The organism is Arthrobacter sp. R4 (genome assembly GCF_051365025.1).
Lineage (GTDB): Bacteria > Actinomycetota > Actinomycetes > Actinomycetales > Micrococcaceae > Arthrobacter.
The window spans coordinates 85,614-101,613 of record NZ_JBLWIJ010000021.1 but is presented as its reverse complement, the minus strand read 5'-3'; the positions used below and the strand labels follow the sequence as shown (position 1 = coordinate 101,613).

Genomic DNA, 16,000 nt, shown 5'->3' with positions numbered 1-16,000 from the left:
CACATGCAAAAATTCCTGGTTACCGGCGGTGCCGGCTTCATTGGTTCGAATTTTGTCCACTACGTTCTGGAAAACACGGACAACCACGTCACGGTCCTGGACAAGCTGACCTACGCAGGCAACCTGGCTTCACTCGAGGGGCTGCCGGAGGACCGTTTCCGGTTCGTCCAGGGGGACATCGCCGATAATGCCCTGGTGGACGGGCTCGTGGCCGACACCGATGTGGTGGTGCATTACGCTGCCGAGTCACACAACGACAACTCCCTGCATGACCCCCGGCCGTTCCTGGACACGAACATCATCGGCACGTACACGCTGATTGAGGCGGCCCGGAAGCACAACAAGCGTTTCCACCACATCTCCACCGACGAGGTCTACGGCGACCTCGAACTCGATGACCCGGAGCGCTTCACGGAGCAGACACCGTACAACCCGTCCAGCCCCTACTCATCCACGAAGGCCGGCTCAGACCTGCTGGTGCGCGCCTGGGTGCGTTCCTTTGGGCTGCAGGCCACCATCAGCAACTGCTCGAACAACTATGGCCCGTACCAGCACGTGGAGAAGTTCATCCCGCGCCAGATCACCAATGTGATCGACGGAATCCGCCCCAAGCTGTACGGCAAGGGTGAGAATGTGCGGGACTGGATCCACGCCAACGACCACTCTTCGGCGGTGCTGGCCATTATCGCCAAGGGCAAGATCGGCGAGACCTACCTAATCGGTGCCGACGGGGAGAAGAACAACAAAGACGTCGTGGAACTGATCCTCAAGCACATGGGCCAGTCCCCGGACGCCTACGACCACGTCGTCGACCGGCCCGGGCATGACCTGCGCTACGCGATCGACTCCACCAAGCTCCGCGACGAACTGGGCTGGGAACCGCAGTTTTCAAACTTCGACGCCGGCATCGAGGACACCATCGAGTGGTACCGGGACAACGAGGACTGGTGGCGGCCGCAGAAAGCCCAGACCGAAGCCAAGTATAAGGAACAGGGCCAGTAAACGATGACCATCGAGTTCTCGAAAAAGCTGACCACACACGAAACGCCGATCCCCGGCGTCGTCCTGTACGACCTTCCGGTCCATGGCGACAACCGGGGCTGGTTCAAGGAAAACTGGCAGCGGGAGAAAATGGTGGCCTTGGGGCTGCCCGACTTCCGTCCAGTGCAGAACAACATCTCCTTCAATGAGAAGGCCGGAACCACCCGCGGTATCCACGCTGAGCCGTGGGACAAATTCATTTCTGTTGCCACCGGAAAAATCTTCGGCGCGTGGGTGGACCTTCGCGAGGGGCCTTCCTTTGGGGCGGTATTCACCGCCATCCTGGACCCCAGCCAAGCCATTTTTATCCCCAGGGGAGTGGGTAACGCTTTCCAGACCCTGGAGGACAATACTGCCTACACCTACCTCGTCAACGACCACTGGTCGGCCGACGCGCAGGGCCAGTACACCTTCCTGAACCTGGCTGACGAGACTGCCGCCATCGAATGGCCGGTGCCGCTGGCGGAGGCCGAACTCTCGGACAAGGACAAGGCCCATCCCAGGCTCGGCGAGGTAGTCCCGATGCCGCCGAAGAAGACACTGATCCTCGGCGCGGACGGCCAGCTGGGCAAGGCATTGCGGGAACTTTACGACGGCGACACGTCAGTCGAGTTCGCCGGCCGCACCGACTTCGACATCACCAGTGTGGACGCGTATGCCCGGACGAACTGGAAGAATTACTCCGCCGTTATCAATGCGGCCGCGTACACCGCAGTTGACCAGGCGGAGACTGCTGAGGGTCGGGCTGCAGCTTGGAAGATCAATGTGGCGGCTGCCGCCCACCTGGCCCGCACCGCCGTCGAGCATGACCTGACCCTGGTCCATGTATCCTCGGACTACGTTTTTGACGGTTCCCGTGCGTCGCATGACGAAGACGAAACCTTCGCTCCGCTGGGTGTGTACGGGCAGACCAAGGCTGCAGCTGACGCTGCTGTCAGCATAGTTCCCCGACACTACATCGTTCGGACAAGCTGGGTCATCGGTGAAGGCAACAACTTTGTCCGCACCATGGCGTCCCTAGCCCGAAGGGGAGTCAAACCCGCCGTGGTCAACGACCAAATCGGAAGGCTGAGCTTTACTGCCGACATCGCTGAGGCCATCCGGCACCTTCTTGACAGCGAAGCACCCTACGGTACCTACAACTGCACCAATGACGGAGCCCCGCAGTCCTGGGCCGAGATCGCGGCTCAAGTGTTCGAGCTGGCAGGGGCATCAGGATCAGACGTCACTGGTATTACGACGGCGGAGTATTTCAAGGACAAGAAAGCTGCTCCCCGGCCACTGAACAGCGTCCTTGAGCTCGGAAAGATTAAGGCAACAGGCTTCAGCCCGCGTCAGTCATCTGAGCGGCTCACCGAGTACGTGCGCGAAGAAAACTTGAGCGTGCCAGTCTAGCTTCTTGTGCTCTACTTCCTGGCAAGCAAAGGATCCGCCTGGCAGATTGCCTGGGCGGATCCTTTGCTTAAACGGTGGAGTGCCTTCGCCTCGTCCGGGCGTCCATAATTTTTTCCCTTAAGCGGGAGAGCGGCGGGATGAGGTTGTGGCCCGGGAACAGGTGGGAAAAAAACTTCGCGGATGCGTAGAGGAGGACGATCCCAAAAAGCAGCGTAAGTCCCTCCCAAGTCAGTGGCGGCTGCCATGATGGCACTGTAACCATGGTCTGCCAGTTACCCGAATCGGTGAGCCCGACCACATATCGGCGCAGGACGTAGACGAAGCCGTAGAGGTGCGCTGCACAAGCGGCCAGTATAACGATGCGTGTCAGTCGGCGGACACGTTCGTTGGGGGGCAAGGCATGGAACCTGAATGCCAGACCGGCAGAGATGAGGGCTATCGAAAACAACGGAAGGCTGTAACGCCCCTGCCAGATGTAGCCACTGCTGTTGACAAGGGCGGCCTGCAGCGCCGACGGAACGACGGCGAGCATAGCGAGGGCTATCCAGAAGCCGATCTGCAACCGGTAGGGCCGCACCAGGAAGACCATCAGAAGTGCCGCCATGGCCAGCATGTTCCAGAACATAAAGACGGCTTGAGGCATGGGCGTATCAAGCCACCCGGCAACTCCGATGTATTGACTGACATAGTCAAAGGCCCGGTCCAGCATGGTGAGGAACGCATTATAGGGACGGATTTCGCCATTGACGTTGGAAATGCCCAGCGGCGCTTCGCCAGCCGAGGCAGGAGCCCTGAGCATCAGGAAATTCCAAGCGATTCCCAGCGCGACGGCGACTGATGCCGCTGCCGTAACAACAATCACCAAACGGTTCTGGAACATCGCCTTGATGTCCGCGAACTTAAAGAAGGAACACGCCACGATCACACCGCACAAGAGCCAAAGCAAAGAGACATTGCGTGTGTTGGCGAGGGTTGCTGTTGCCAGTCCCACGGTCAGGATGCCCGGACGCGCACGCCTGAGCTGGCGGGAATTCTCAAGGACGCAGACCAGCCCGCAAAAGGCAGCCATGGAGGCGGCAACTTCCAAGGAATTGGGGTTTATTCCTGTCGAAAGGAAGAACACCATAGGAGTGACAGAGATGCTGGCAGCGATAAGGGGCCATTTAGGGTTCCGTAGCCGGGACAGCGCCGTGAACGCAGCCGCGTAGAAAGCGGCTGACAGGAGTCCGCTCACGATTCTCATCGCAAAGAGTGCGGGAGCCCCCGACATCACAAGGCTAGGCAGTCCCACCAGCCAGTAATAGAAGGGGTTATACAGGCCAGCTGACGTGACGCCGATGGTTGTATACGTGTCATCGAGCGGGATTTCGGGGGCACAGTCAGCGGTGTCGGCTTTCTTGAACGCGAAACACATCTGGGATTGGACATTGGCGATGTAGGACGGAACTTCAACGTGCACGCCATGACCGTACGACTCGCCAGGCCCTGGGAAGAACTGTCCCCGTGCCACAGCTGCAGCCTTGATGGTGTGGGCCGGTTCATCAGGGTAGGCCATGAGCGGCGTGGCAGCGATCCAAATGGTGATGAGGAGCGAAAACAGTCCGAAGACCGGCAGGAAGAACCGAAGACCTGCCCGGGTGTCCGGTGAAAGTGTATATCGCCGGCGTGCGCTGGCTGCGGCGGAGACAGATTCCCCTGTTGCACGGTTCCCGGTTTCAGCCGCGGCGGTCATTTACTCTCCTTGATGGTTTCAATCCGCCGTCTTGACTCCTTGAGGGCAGTTTCACTTGGTGAGGCGACGCTCGCAAAGAATGTGGTGGCAACCTGGCCGTCTGGGCTCACCACAAAGTTTCCCCACGAACGAACAAGGGAAGCGAGCTGCGCGTTCTTGTAGGTACTGCAGTACGCCTGGTAGCTCACGACGCCAAGGGAGTATCCGTGCTCACTCGTTTCAGGCAGCGTGTACTCAACGCCTGTTTCCGACACTCGCGTTTCGCCTTCCTGGACGGCCGCGGCGACTGAGTCCTTGGAGAGGCGGACAAATCCGCTTCCGAAGTCAAGGAGCGCGGTGTCAAAACGTGAACCGATGTATCCCAGATCCATAAAGGCGATGGAACCGGCGGTTTGGTCCACCTCGTCGGCAATCTCCCGGTTTTTCTTAACGCTCTTCGACGTGTCGGTTTTGTTCCATGTGTTCGAGATACCAGCCGACCATGCCCCCGATTTGCTGAGATACGTGGTGGCTGCCTTAACTTGGGCGGAGGGTTCCGTCGGAAGGACGGGGATGATCTCGGCGTCCGGCAGGGTGGCATCCGGATTCAAGACAGCGATGGGCTCAGCGTCCCAGCGCGAAATTTCGCCCGAGAAGATGCCGGCAAGCACATCGCGGGAAAGTCTCAGGCCGCGGAGGCTTGGCATGTTGAACGCAACGCCAATCGGGGTAATGGAAACGGGCACCGAGAAGGCGCCGTCAGGACCGCAGCTTGCTGTCGTCCTCGCCTGCTGCTCAGGGGTCAATGGCGCGTCCAGCGCCGCGAAGTAGGCCTCGCCCGAGGAGAGCGCATCAAGCCCCACGACCGCGCCGTCCGGTGAGTAGTTCAGGGAGGTTGCGTTATTGTTCTTACGCCAGGCGTTGCTCCATGCACCGATTGGATCGCTTTGGATGGGGCTGCCGATGGCGGTGAGTGCCCCCCTGACCTCCGATGTGGCCGTACCGCCGGAGCAGGCAGTTAGTACAAATCCCGCTAGCAGAAGGCAGGCGAGTACGCTGCGTGACGGCCGATTATGCAAAACCGGAGTCCTTTCATGGTGGCATTGCCCTGAAGCACTAGTTCCTGACAACACTAGCGTCTTCCCAGAGCAACCTGTCAGAAGTTCGCTTCCACGCGCTCGGAGGCTTCGGTGGCGGTAGCGGATGCGACGTCAGTAAGTTGCGGTAGGGGATGCGACGTCAGTAAGTTACAGAACTACACCCCAGCAGTGTGTTGCCAGTGCTGAACTCTGCCAGTCCGATGCCGTAGTGGCAAACCGTGTATCGCCCTCGTTGTGTCACGGCCAAGCTGGCTGAGTAGCCATGGTTGCCGGAAATGCCCAAGGCTTTGTTGACATCCAGGCGGCTGATATTCGTTGGGTAGGCGTAACCCCTTTGCGTTCCGTCTGGCGAAGTAACGTATATGTGGACAGGATTTGAGGCCCCGGGAACTGCAGGGTCGTACGTCCACCCTGCCGCTTTGATTGACGCCCCACCGCTGGTGGTCTCAAGCTTCGTTGAATCCACGTAACCAACAGGGGCGGGGGTTTGCTTGACCTCGATCGACTTGCATCCCAGCGCTGTGTTACCGGCCGAGACCGGTGCGATGGGGATTGCGTAGGCACACACCGAATACGTGCCAGTCCGGTTGACGTTTACCGCATTCTGAAAGCCGTGGTCGCCAACTGTTGCTAAGGCCTGGTTCACATCCGAACGTGGGCGGTTGGCTTGGAAGGCATATCCGACGTTGGCCCCATCCGGCGACCGGACATAGACGTGGACTGGGATGCCAGCCGCAGGATTCGTTGGATCAAGGGCCCAGCCGCTAACGTTCAAGGTCGTGGCATTGGGTGCCTGCCCGACGGTAATGGAGTCATAGCTGCCTATTGGCGATGGGTTAGGCCCGACGTTGATTTCCCGGCATCCCAGAGGTGTGTTGGTGTACTGCCCGATCGAGAATACGCAAGCCTTGTAGGTACCTGCGAGTGCAACATCGATGAGTTTGTCGAACCCGTGGTCCGGGCCAAAGCCTGTGGCTGAGTGGACGTCGGCACGGGCAGTGTTGGCGGTGATGCGGTATCCCGTTGTTTTACCGTCCGGCGCAGTGATGTATGCGTCGGCGTATGACGGACTTGTGCTGTTGGCACGGTCAACCGCCCAGCCCGTCAACCGCAGGGAAACTGACGCTGCTGTCCTAACCTGGGTGAGGCTGTCGAAGGAACCTATGGGAGGTTCCACGCCCGCAGCTTGCAGTGACTTGCAGCCGAGTTCCTTATTGCCGTAAGTACCGATTGCGAATGCGCAAGCCCGATACGTACCTGACGTGGTTATCCGGATCGATTCATCGAAGCCGTGTGAGGGGCCGTAGCCCAGTGCGGCGTTCACATCCGGCCTGGGCTGCGCCGCGATGTAGGAGTATCCAACAGTTTTATTGTCGGGTCCCGTGAAGTAGATATGGACCGGGCTTGCGTTGGACATTTGTGCTAGGTCAACTGCCCACCCTCGGCTCCGCAGGTAAACGGCGTCACCGCTACGTGTGAGATCGAAGTTATCGAAGGCCCCGGTTGCCGGAGCGCCTGCGAAGGCCTTAAGGCTGTTGTAGTCCCCGTTCCAGACATTCGAGTCGCCCGCGAACGGGCCCGTGCTGCTGTACTGCCAGATGCTGTAGGTGCCCCAACTCCCAGTGGGAACGGGTCCCGCGTTATTAGTAGGGGAGCTGGGGTAGGCAGCCACCCACAGCGGGTAGTCCCCAAAGCCGGCGGGGTTGCCCAGGCACTGATTCCACCAGTTCGTGTTGGTGTAAATGACAGGAAGCCGGCCAGTCAAGGACTGCATGGTGCTTCCGAAATCGCGTACCCAGGAGGCAAGCTGGGCGGGAGACATGTTGTAGCAGGTGTTGCCGAAGTAGAACCCGTTGATGGTACGGCCTTCATACGGGTTGAACTCAAAGTCCAGGACCGGTGGCATCGTGTATCCGTCTGACGACCAGCCACCCCCGTTCTGAACGAAGTAACGTGCTTGGTCGGCGCCCGAAGACCAATTCGGGATGGCAAAGTGGTACGCCCCGCGGATCATGCCAACGTTTCGCGAACCCTGATACTGGGAACTGTAGGAAGGGTTCGTGTAGTAGTTGCCCTCGCTGGCCTTCACGTAGGCAAACCTGGCACCCATGTTCCATTGCTGCTGCCAGTCAACGTTCGGTTGATGGCCACTCACGTCGAGTCCTTGGACGCCAAAAGTTGGCATCCATGTGCCTTCCGTTCCCAGGGCCTCAGCGCTGAGCTTCTTGAAGCTGGTGCTTGAGCTCGACGCAGCGACGCGGGCAGACCTTTGACCCATCTCTGCCCCACCAATGCCTACTGCCTCCGCCATGGACTCGTTGGTGTTCGAAGGTGCGGGGTTCGGAGTAGTCGTTGCCGTCGTTGCCGTCGTTGCCGTCGTTGCCGTCGTGGCAGGCGAGGCTGCCTGCGTCGAATCGGTAGACGACGGCCTTGCCGTCGCAGCCGGATCAGGAGCGGGCATGGGCCCTGCGGAGGGGTAGATTGTTGCTGGTGTCGAGGAGGAGTCAGGCGCAGGGGTGGGTTCGTCAGCGAAAGCGCCTCCCGCCAACCCCGGACCGGCCACAAGCGCGGCAGCCAAGGCTGCTGTTCCCAAGACTTGGAGGACTGGGCGACGGTGAGACTGGTTCCGCTTCATATTGGCTCCGGAGGCAGACGGTGCGCTCCCCAGAGAGCACCATTTGGGGTGTGCAGTTCCTCTGTCACCGGGGCTGGCGACGAGGGACTGGAACGTGGATCTTAACGCGCTCACCCTAGCACCGTGATGCTGGTGAAACCAGAGGTTCTGTTGTTGCCAAAGTGAAAGATGCGTCAGCGTTATCCACAACCGAGGCAATATGACTTGGTCGCATGGTGTAGGGTGCCTAGGCTGTACCTCAGTTACACTGCTCCGCTGGGGCGGCAGTTGTATGGGGGAATCATATGGACGCTGTGCAAATCGTGGAGGACGAAGTCCGCGAGCTGATCCGACGTCGTGGCCTGGACCCGTCGCGGCAGGCCGGAGAGGTCCGTCGGCTGGTTGAGGCTGCTGTCAGCGACTACGACGAACGGGCTCTCGTGGGGCCACTTCCTCCGATCGGTCCGCTTGAGACCGCCCGCAGGTTTGTTTTCGATGCTGTTGCAGGGTTCGGGGTCCTTCAGCCTCTGCTGGATGATCCCACCATCGAGGAAATTTGGCTCAACGCCCCGAACGAAATCTATGTCGCACGGAATGGAGAATCCGAGCTGACGTCCCTGAGCCTTACAGACCAACAGGTCCGCGACCTGGTGGAACGGATGCTGAAGAGCTCTGGCCGCCGTCTGGACATGTCATCGCCATTCGTGGACGCCGCCCTTCCGGATGGATCAAGGCTCCACGTAGTCATACCGGATGTAACGCGCCGGCACTGGGCAGTGAATATCCGGAAATTTGTCGTGAAGGCGAGCAGGCTCGAGCACCTGGTTGAGCTCGGCACGCTGACGCCGCAGTCGGCACGGTTCCTGGGGGCGGCCGTCGCAAGTGGACTGAACATCCTTGTGTCCGGCGCCACCCAAGCCGGGAAAACCACCATGCTGAACTGCCTGGCCGCGAGCATCGGTAGCAGGGAACGGGTGGTCACCGTAGAGGAGATCTTTGAACTTCAATTTCCGCTACGTGATGTCGTGGGCCTGCAGTGCCGTCAGCCCAACCTGGAAGGCCAGGGCGAGATACCACTGCGCCGGCTGGTGAAAGAAGCGCTGCGGATGCGTCCGGACCGCCTGGTGGTGGGGGAGGTCCGGGAGGCTGAGAGCCTGGACATGTTGATTGCCTTGAATTCCGGACTCCCCGGGATGTGCACAGTCCACGCGAACTCGGCCCATGACGCAGTGACCAAGATCTGTACCCTTCCGCTGCTCGCCGGTGAGAACATCTCGTCAGCTTTTGTTGTACCCACGGTCGCATCATGCATTGACCTGGTGGTCCATTGCAGCCGCCAGGCCAACGGGCGCCGCCAGGTCACCGAAGTACTGTCGCTGGGGAGGAGAGTCGAAAACGGCGTTATCGAGTCGTCGATGGTTTTCGGTATGGACGACGGGATGCTCCAGCCACGGGCCAACTCCATGCCGGCAGCTGAGAAATTTGCGCGCGCCGGCTACGACGTCGCGGCGCTGTTGGAACCGCACTGATGGCACCGCTCATGGGGGTACTTGCCGGCGCTGGGTTCTTTCTTATCTGGTGGTCGTGTTGGGAGAATCCGCAACCGGCCGCCCGGCCGGCCAGGTCAAACAGGCTGGAAGACCTTCTGGCGTCCGCCGGTATTGAGAAAGTCTCGGCGGCCGGTTTGATGGCCAGTTGCCTTGGACTGGGCCTTTTTGTGGCGCTTGTATTCTTCGCCGTCAGCCGCTCATGGCCGATGGCGGCGTGCTTCGGCCTCTTCGGTGCCTGGCTTCCGGTCAGCGTGATCCGCTGGCGTGCCAGGAAGAGAACGGCGCTGCTCCGTCAGTTGTGGCCGGACGTCGTGGACCACCTCAGATCCGCTATCCGGGCGGGACTGTCACTGCCGGAGGCCCTCATCCAGCTCGGGGAGAAGGGCCCCGAAGAACTGCGGTACGTCTTTAGGAATTTCGGCTCGGACTACCGCGCCGGAGGCCAGTTTGATGCCTCACTGAACAAACTCAAAGACCGGCTGGCCGATCCCGTGGCTGACCGGATCGTGGAAGCACTGCGGCTGACGCGCGAAGTCGGAGGCGCGGACCTGGGGAAACTGCTCAGCACGCTTGCGGAGTTCCTGCGGGAAAACGCCCGCACACGAAGTGAGCTTGAGGCCCGCCAGTCGTGGACCATCAACGCAGCCAGGCTGGCGGTTGCTGCTCCCTGGATCGTCATGGTGCTTCTGGCCACGAGGCCAGAGGCGGTCCAGGCATACAACACGCCGGTGGGTGTCGCTGTTTTGTTGGGCGGCCTTGTTGTGTCCCTTCTCTGCTATTCGCTGATGCTGAGGATTGGCGCCCTCCCACCGGACGAAAGGGTTCTCAGATGACGGGCTCTCAGGCCGCGGCCATGATCTGCGGGATCGTCCTCGGAGTGGGACTTTGGCTGGTCTTCGTCAGGTTGCCGATAATGCGCGCCACTACACTGGCCGAACGCATTGAACCGCAGCTGAAATCACAAAACCTTGAGTCAAGGCTGCTGCGCGCAGCGGGGGCCCAGAACGTCACACCGTTCGGCCCGCTGGAACGCATTATGCGGCCCCTGGTCCGCGACGGCTTCGCCGCGCTGGGCGGGCTGAACCTGGGATCCAAGGGCCTTGCACGACGCCTCGCCCAGGCAGGCATCAACAAACCTCCGCTCGACTTCCGGGCTGAGCAGCTGCTCTGGGCTGTGGCAGCCTTCAGCCTTTCGCTGTCGTTGGTGGTCTTCGGTGCCCTAGCGGGCCGCTTCAGTCCATTGCTGGCGGTCCTCGCGGTCGTTGGGAGCGGGTTCGGCGGGTTTCTGTTCCGCGACTACTGGCTGGGGGTCCAGATCAGGAACCGGGAAGCCCGGATGATGGCTGAGTTCCCCAGCCTGGCCGAGTTGATGGCGCTCGCGGTCGGTGCCGGCGAAAGCGCCACCGGCGCGCTGGACCGCGTCTGCCGCAGCGCGCACGGGGAACTGGCCAAGGAGTTCTCCCGGATCCTGGCCGAAACCCGGGCCGGCAGGCCACTCGTGGAGGCCATGCAAGGGTTCTCCGCCCGAACCGACCTGGGTCCGCTGATCCGGTTCGTTGACGGCATTATCGTGGCCGTGGAACGGGGGACCCCGTTAGCGGACGTACTCCGGGCCCAAGCCCAGGATGTCCGGGATACGGCCAAACGGAACCTCATGGAGTCGGCCGGTAAAAAAGAGATTGGGATGATGGTGCCGCTCGTTTTCGGTGTCCTGCCCTTGACCGTGATCTTCGCTGTTTACCCCGGCATTGCAGCTATCAGCCTTGGCCTATAGGCAGCCTCGCTGGGCAACCATAACCAGCCAGGCTGCCGGCTTTGAGAACGCGACTACTGAATAGGATGAAAAATGAAAAACCTGGGATTGCGCAGCGGATTGCAGCTTTTGGGCATCGTGGCCGGAATCTGGTGCTTAGCTCGGATAAGCCTGCAGCCGTACGGGGCGCTGCCCGCCGGGCGAAGCAACGCGGCCTCCGAACACCCTGAGCGTGGCGACGTCCCTGGCTGGGTGATGATCACACTAATGTCGGCGGTCCTCGTGGCAGCGTTGTTGGCTTTGGCGGGTCCGGCCCTGGAGTCGATGTTCAACCAGGCAATGGACAGGGTCGGAAACTGACCATGCCCCGACGCCTTGGGCGGGACCTTCTCCGCCGCGGCAGTTCCGTTGCAGTACAAGGCCGTTTCAGGGGTGCGTCAACGGGCGAACGCGGTTCGGCCGTGGTGGACTTCGTCCTGGTGGGTGGCCTGCTCAGCATGTTTTTCCTGGCCATCATCCAACTCACCTTGGTCCTTCACGTCCGAAATACCCTGATCGACGCCGCGGCATCAGGCGCCCGCTACGGCGCCTTGGCAGACAGGGGCGCCGCCGATGCCCAGGAGCGCGCCGGGGCGCTGGTTGGAATGGCACTTAACGAGGACTTCGCCCGCGATATCAGCACCTCCGAAGTGACCTTCCAAGGCCTCCGGACGCTGGAAGTGACCATCAAGGCCCCCATGCCGGTTATCGGATTGATCGGGCCCCGGGACATGTTGGAAGTCAAGGGCCATGCCGCTGTCCAGCCGTGAAGCCATCCATTCGGCCGTAGTCCGAAGGCTGAGGTTCGCGTGTGGCCTCCCGGCCACGACCGCTCCGCCACCGGACGACAACACCAGGGCCATCCGGGAACAGGGGAGTGCAGTGGTGGAATTTACGTTCCTCGCGCTGCTTCTGATGGTTCCGCTCGTGTACTTCATCATTACCATGGGCCAGATACAGGGCGGATCCTTTGCCGTCGTTGGGGCGGCCGACCAGGCCGCAAAAGTGTATGTCGCCCAGCCTGACGCTGCCTCGGCGCAGCGCGCGGCCGAGCAGGCGGCCCTGGTTGCCCTCGCAGATTACGGTCATCCTGCCGACAACGCCCAAATAACCACGAATTGTGACCCGTCTGCCTGCCAGGCAGCCGGAACAGCAGTGACCGTGACCGTCAATTTGAGGGTGCCTCTGCCGTTTGTGCCGTTCAGTGACGAGCTCAGACTCAACGCCAGTAACGTCGAAGCATCTTCCACCCAACTGGTTGGCAGGTTCCGGTGAAGGCAAAGAATGCCGGGGAGGACGGCCAGATGATTGTCCTCATCATCGGATATGTCCTGCTGGCACTCTTGGTGACCACTGTCGTCGTCGGCATCTCCAGTGTCTACCTGGAGCATAAGCGTCTCCTGTCCCTGGCCGACGGAGCGTCCCTGGCCGCGGCCGACAGCTTCACCCTGGGTGATGTGGGATCTGACGACGGCGGTCCCTCCGCTGTCCTCGGTTCCGAACGCGTCAGGAACGTTGCCCGCGACTTCATCGGCAGAAATCCAGCCGCGGCGCGTTTCGACCGCTTGGACGTCGCCCCGGCGACAGGCAGTCCCGACGGCTCCACCGCCGTCGTTGTCCTCACCTCTGCCGTCCATCCGCCAGTGGTGAATTTCCTCATGCCCGACGGAATCAGGATCGAAGCTTCCTCCACGGCCCGTTCCCGGCTTACGCGGTGACCTGCGGCGGGGAGTCGGGGCCTCCGGCCGGATAGCGTAGGCTTAAACAACCATGGCCAATATTGATTTTTCCGCAGAAATCCGCGCCCTTCGCGCCACCTACACCTCCATCGAGCGAGTCAGCGATGTTGAGGCTCTGAAGGAAGACATCGCTGAACTCAGCGAGCGGGCCGGCGAGCCGAACCTGTGGGATGACCCTGCTGCTGCCCAGAAAATCACGTCCCGGCTGTCCCACCGCCAGTCGGAACTGGAGCGGCTCAACACTCTGGCCTCCCGGATTGACGACCTCGAAGTCCTTGTGGAGCTCGGTCAGGACGAGGACGACGCTGATTCCATGGGCGAAGCGGCCGCGGAACTCGAGTCCATCAGGAAAGCACTGAAGGAGCTCGAAATCGTCACGCTGCTCTCCGGTGAATACGACGAACGTGAAGCGGTAGTGTCCATCCGTGCCGGAGCCGGCGGGGTTGATGCAGCTGATTTCGCCGAGATGCTGATGCGGATGTACCTGCGCTGGGCGGAGCGGCACGGTTACCCGACCACTGTTATGGACACTTCCTACGCCGAGGAAGCCGGGCTGAAGTCCGCCACTTTTGAGGTCAAGGCACCTTACGCCTTCGGAACGCTGAGCGTGGAGGCCGGCACCCATCGCCTGGTACGGATCAGCCCCTTCGACAACCAAGGACGGCGCCAGACCTCCTTTGCCGCCGTCGAAGTGATCCCACTCATCGAACAAACTGACTCCATCGACATTCCCGACAACGAGATCCGCGTCGACGTATTCCGGTCCTCGGGCCCCGGCGGACAATCGGTCAACACCACGGACTCTGCTGTCCGCCTGACCCACATCCCCACCGGCACGGTGGTGTCGATGCAGAATGAAAAGTCCCAGCTACAGAACCGCGCGGCCGCGATGCGGGTCCTCCAGTCAAGGCTCCTGCTCCTGAAGAAGGAGCAGGAGGACGCCGAAAAGAAGGCGTTTGCCGGGGATGTCAAGGCATCCTGGGGCGACCAGATGCGCTCGTACGTCCTGAATCCGTACCAGATGGTCAAGGACCTGCGGACCGACCACGAAGTCGGCAACACGTCAGCGGTTTTCGACGGCGAGATCGATGACTTCATCGACGCCGGCATACGGTGGCGTACTGACAACCGCAACGCCGAGAAGTAACTGTCCGGCGGTCCTCACGGCACTGATCGCGCGACACGCCCCCGGAAGCCCCTAAATACGGCCTCCGGGCTGCGTATAGTCGAGGAGCCGGAGCTCTACTTCCCCCAAACAGAAGCCCGCGCACCGGCTGCAGATCTGGGCTGCGTAACGATCAGCCGTGCCTGCAGGGTACTTAGGGTCATGATCCGATTCGAAAATGTCACCAAGGTCTACGACCAGCAGGCACGGCCCGCGCTGGATTCTGTCAACCTTGAGATCGACCGTGGCGAGTTCGCCTTCCTCGTAGGCGCTTCCGGATCCGGAAAATCCACCTTCCTGCGGCTGGTGTTGAAAGAGGACCGCGCCTCGTCCGGGGCCGTCTACGTGGCGGGGCAGAACGTTGCCAAGATCTCAAGCTGGCGGGTGCCCCGTCTCCGCCGCGGCATCGGCGTCGTCTTCCAGGACTTCCGCCTCCTGCCGCAGAAAAACGTCTTCGCCAACGTCGCCTTCGCAATGCAGGTCATCGGCAAGAGTCGCAGCGTCATCCGGGACACGGTGCCCGAGGTACTCAAGACAGTGGGGCTCGAAGGTAAGGAAAACCGGCTCCCGCACGAACTCTCCGGCGGCGAGCAGCAGCGCGTGGCCATTGCCCGTGCGGTGGTTAACCGGCCGGGCATCCTCCTGGCGGACGAGCCGACGGGAAACCTGGATCCCACGACGTCAATGGGCATCATGGGGGTGCTGGACAAGATCAACCAAAATGGCACCACAGTAGTAATGGCCACGCACGATGACGACATCGTCAATGAGATGCGCAAGCGCGTAGTGGAGTTGAAGAACGGCGTAGTCATCCGCGATGAAGCGAAGGCCCTCTACACTTCCATGATCCCGGTGGTTGGCCAGTCGCGGCGGCTTAAGGACGCCAGCGGCCGGGAGGAGCCACCGCCTGCCAGCCCTGAAGGACAACGCGATGGCTCAGGGGAGGGACAGCGATGAGGCTCGCTTTTATCCTCGGCGAGATCGGCAGCGGCCTGCGGCGGAACGTGACCATGGTCGTTTCCGTCATCCTGGTGACCTTTGTTTCCCTGACCTTCGTTGGCGCAGCCGGGATGCTCCAGCTACAGATCAACCAGATGAAGGGCTACTGGTACGACAAGGTCCAGGTAGCGATCTTTCTTTGCAGTGACGGTTCGACGGCCGCCGGGTGCGCCGCCGGCCCGGTCACTCCGGAGCAGCAGGACAACCTGCAAAGCCTCCTGGAGTCACCGGCGGTGGCTCAGTACATCAACGATTTCCAGTTTGAGTCCAAGGAAGAGGCGTACAAGCACTTCAAGGACCAGTTCTCCAATTCCCCAATTGTTGACTCTGTCACGCCTGACCAGCTTCCGGCCTCCTTCCGGATCAACATGAAGGATCCGGAAAAGTACCAGATCATCAGCGAGACCTTTTCGTCCCAGCCCGGCGTCGAGACTGTTATTGACCAGCGCCAGTTGCTGGAACGGCTCTTCTCCGCCATGAATGCCGCTTCCCTCGTGGCTGTCAGCGTCGCGGGCGTCATGATTGTCTGTGCCATCCTCCTGATCGCTACCACTATCCGCCTCTCGGCGTTCAGCCGACGCCGCGAAACGGGCATCATGCGCCTCGTGGGCGCCTCCAAAACAGTCATCCAGCTGCCGTTCATCCTCGAAGGTGTCATTGCTGCCGTGATCGGCGCTGCGCTGGCGTCCGGAACGCTGTGGGCCGTGGCGCACTTCTTCCTGGGGGAGTACCTGTCCAAGCAGTACCCGGACACGGCCTTCATCTCGCCGGCGCAGACACTCATCCTTGCGCCCGCCTTGCTGATCCTTGGCGGATCCTTGGCAGGAATTTCGTCTCTCTTGACCTTGCGCAGATATTTGAGGGTTTAGGCTGTGCAAACCGACCAAGGAAAGC

The 16,000-nt window shown here is 61.0% G+C and carries 16 protein-coding genes; 13 read left to right on the top strand and 3 right to left on the bottom strand.

From position 1 onward, the window contains the following. The first annotated feature begins 3 nt into the window (after window positions 1–3). Together rfbB and ACLKOZ_RS13785 are read left to right on the top strand one after the other, a co-directional pair. On the top strand, window positions 4–1,002 hold the full coding sequence (rfbB, locus tag ACLKOZ_RS13790) for a dTDP-glucose 4,6-dehydratase (protein ID WP_436475756.1): 999 nt from the start codon (window positions 4–6) through the stop codon (window positions 1,000–1,002). A gap of 3 nt (window positions 1,003–1,005) precedes the next feature. Then, entirely contained in the window at window positions 1,006–2,436 is a 1,431-nt protein-coding gene (locus ACLKOZ_RS13785) for a sugar nucleotide-binding protein (protein WP_436475754.1), read from the top strand. A 67-nt stretch (window positions 2,437–2,503) separates the two neighbouring features. Here the strand turns inward: ACLKOZ_RS13785 and ACLKOZ_RS13780 are convergent, their stop codons facing one another. The 3 genes from ACLKOZ_RS13780 to ACLKOZ_RS13770 form a co-directional block, all read right to left on the bottom strand. After that, complete coding sequence (locus tag ACLKOZ_RS13780) at window positions 2,504–4,168, bottom strand: DUF2142 domain-containing protein (protein WP_436475752.1); 1,665 nt, start codon at window positions 4,166–4,168, stop codon at window positions 2,504–2,506. Further along, complete coding sequence (locus ACLKOZ_RS13775; protein WP_436475750.1) at window positions 4,165–5,226, bottom strand: substrate-binding domain-containing protein; 1,062 nt, start codon at window positions 5,224–5,226, stop codon at window positions 4,165–4,167. Before ACLKOZ_RS13775 ends, ACLKOZ_RS13780 begins: the two co-directional genes overlap by 4 nt. Window positions 5,227–5,386: 160 nt before the next feature. Next, on the bottom strand, window positions 5,387–7,432 hold the full coding sequence (locus ACLKOZ_RS13770; protein ID WP_436475748.1) for a lysozyme: 2,046 nt from the start codon (window positions 7,430–7,432) through the stop codon (window positions 5,387–5,389). A gap of 106 nt (window positions 7,433–7,538) precedes the next feature. On the opposite strand from ACLKOZ_RS13770, the gene ACLKOZ_RS13765 reads away from it, so the two are divergent. From ACLKOZ_RS13765 to ftsX, 11 genes are all read left to right on the top strand, one after another. Next, on the top strand, window positions 7,539–7,727 hold the full coding sequence (locus tag ACLKOZ_RS13765) for a hypothetical protein (RefSeq protein ID WP_436475746.1): 189 nt from the start codon (window positions 7,539–7,541) through the stop codon (window positions 7,725–7,727). Between the two features lie 439 nt (window positions 7,728–8,166). Continuing rightward, the gene (locus tag ACLKOZ_RS13760; RefSeq protein ID WP_436475744.1) at window positions 8,167–9,390 is read left to right on the top strand and encodes a CpaF family protein; all 1,224 of its coding nucleotides are present in this window, start codon (window positions 8,167–8,169) and stop codon (window positions 9,388–9,390) included. Next, complete coding sequence (locus ACLKOZ_RS13755) at window positions 9,390–10,244, top strand: type II secretion system F family protein (protein WP_436475743.1); 855 nt, start codon at window positions 9,390–9,392, stop codon at window positions 10,242–10,244. The genes ACLKOZ_RS13760 and ACLKOZ_RS13755 overlap by 1 nt, the downstream gene beginning before the upstream one ends. Further along, the gene (locus tag ACLKOZ_RS13750; protein ID WP_436475741.1) at window positions 10,241–11,185 is read left to right on the top strand and encodes a type II secretion system F family protein; all 945 of its coding nucleotides are present in this window, start codon (window positions 10,241–10,243) and stop codon (window positions 11,183–11,185) included. Before ACLKOZ_RS13755 ends, ACLKOZ_RS13750 begins: the two co-directional genes overlap by 4 nt. Before the next feature lie 72 nt (window positions 11,186–11,257). After that, window positions 11,258–11,524: a hypothetical protein gene (locus ACLKOZ_RS13745; RefSeq protein ID WP_436475739.1), complete on the top strand. Its 267-nt coding sequence runs from the start codon at window positions 11,258–11,260 to the stop codon at window positions 11,522–11,524. Next, complete coding sequence (locus ACLKOZ_RS13740) at window positions 11,521–11,973, top strand: TadE family protein (RefSeq protein ID WP_436475842.1); 453 nt, start codon at window positions 11,521–11,523, stop codon at window positions 11,971–11,973. The genes ACLKOZ_RS13745 and ACLKOZ_RS13740 overlap by 4 nt, the downstream gene beginning before the upstream one ends. After that, window positions 11,954–12,478, top strand: a complete 525-nt coding sequence (locus ACLKOZ_RS13735; protein ID WP_436475737.1) for a hypothetical protein — start codon at window positions 11,954–11,956, stop codon at window positions 12,476–12,478. Before ACLKOZ_RS13740 ends, ACLKOZ_RS13735 begins: the two co-directional genes overlap by 20 nt. 29 nt (window positions 12,479–12,507) lie before the next feature. Then, window positions 12,508–12,921 (top strand): pilus assembly protein TadG-related protein, encoded by a 414-nt coding sequence (locus tag ACLKOZ_RS13730; RefSeq protein ID WP_436475840.1) that lies wholly within the window; start codon window positions 12,508–12,510, stop codon window positions 12,919–12,921. 52 nt (window positions 12,922–12,973) lie between these two features. Continuing rightward, window positions 12,974–14,089 (top strand): peptide chain release factor 2, encoded by a 1,116-nt coding sequence (gene prfB, locus ACLKOZ_RS13725; protein WP_337345802.1) that lies wholly within the window; start codon window positions 12,974–12,976, stop codon window positions 14,087–14,089. Between the two features lie 180 nt (window positions 14,090–14,269). After that, on the top strand, window positions 14,270–15,064 hold the full coding sequence (gene ftsE / locus ACLKOZ_RS13720) for a cell division ATP-binding protein FtsE (protein ID WP_337351017.1): 795 nt from the start codon (window positions 14,270–14,272) through the stop codon (window positions 15,062–15,064). Then, window positions 15,061–15,975, top strand: coding sequence for a permease-like cell division protein FtsX (gene ftsX / locus ACLKOZ_RS13715; protein WP_337345804.1), 915 nt, complete (start codon window positions 15,061–15,063; stop codon window positions 15,973–15,975). Before ftsE ends, ftsX begins: the two co-directional genes overlap by 4 nt. Window positions 15,976–16,000: the final 25 nt, after the last annotated feature.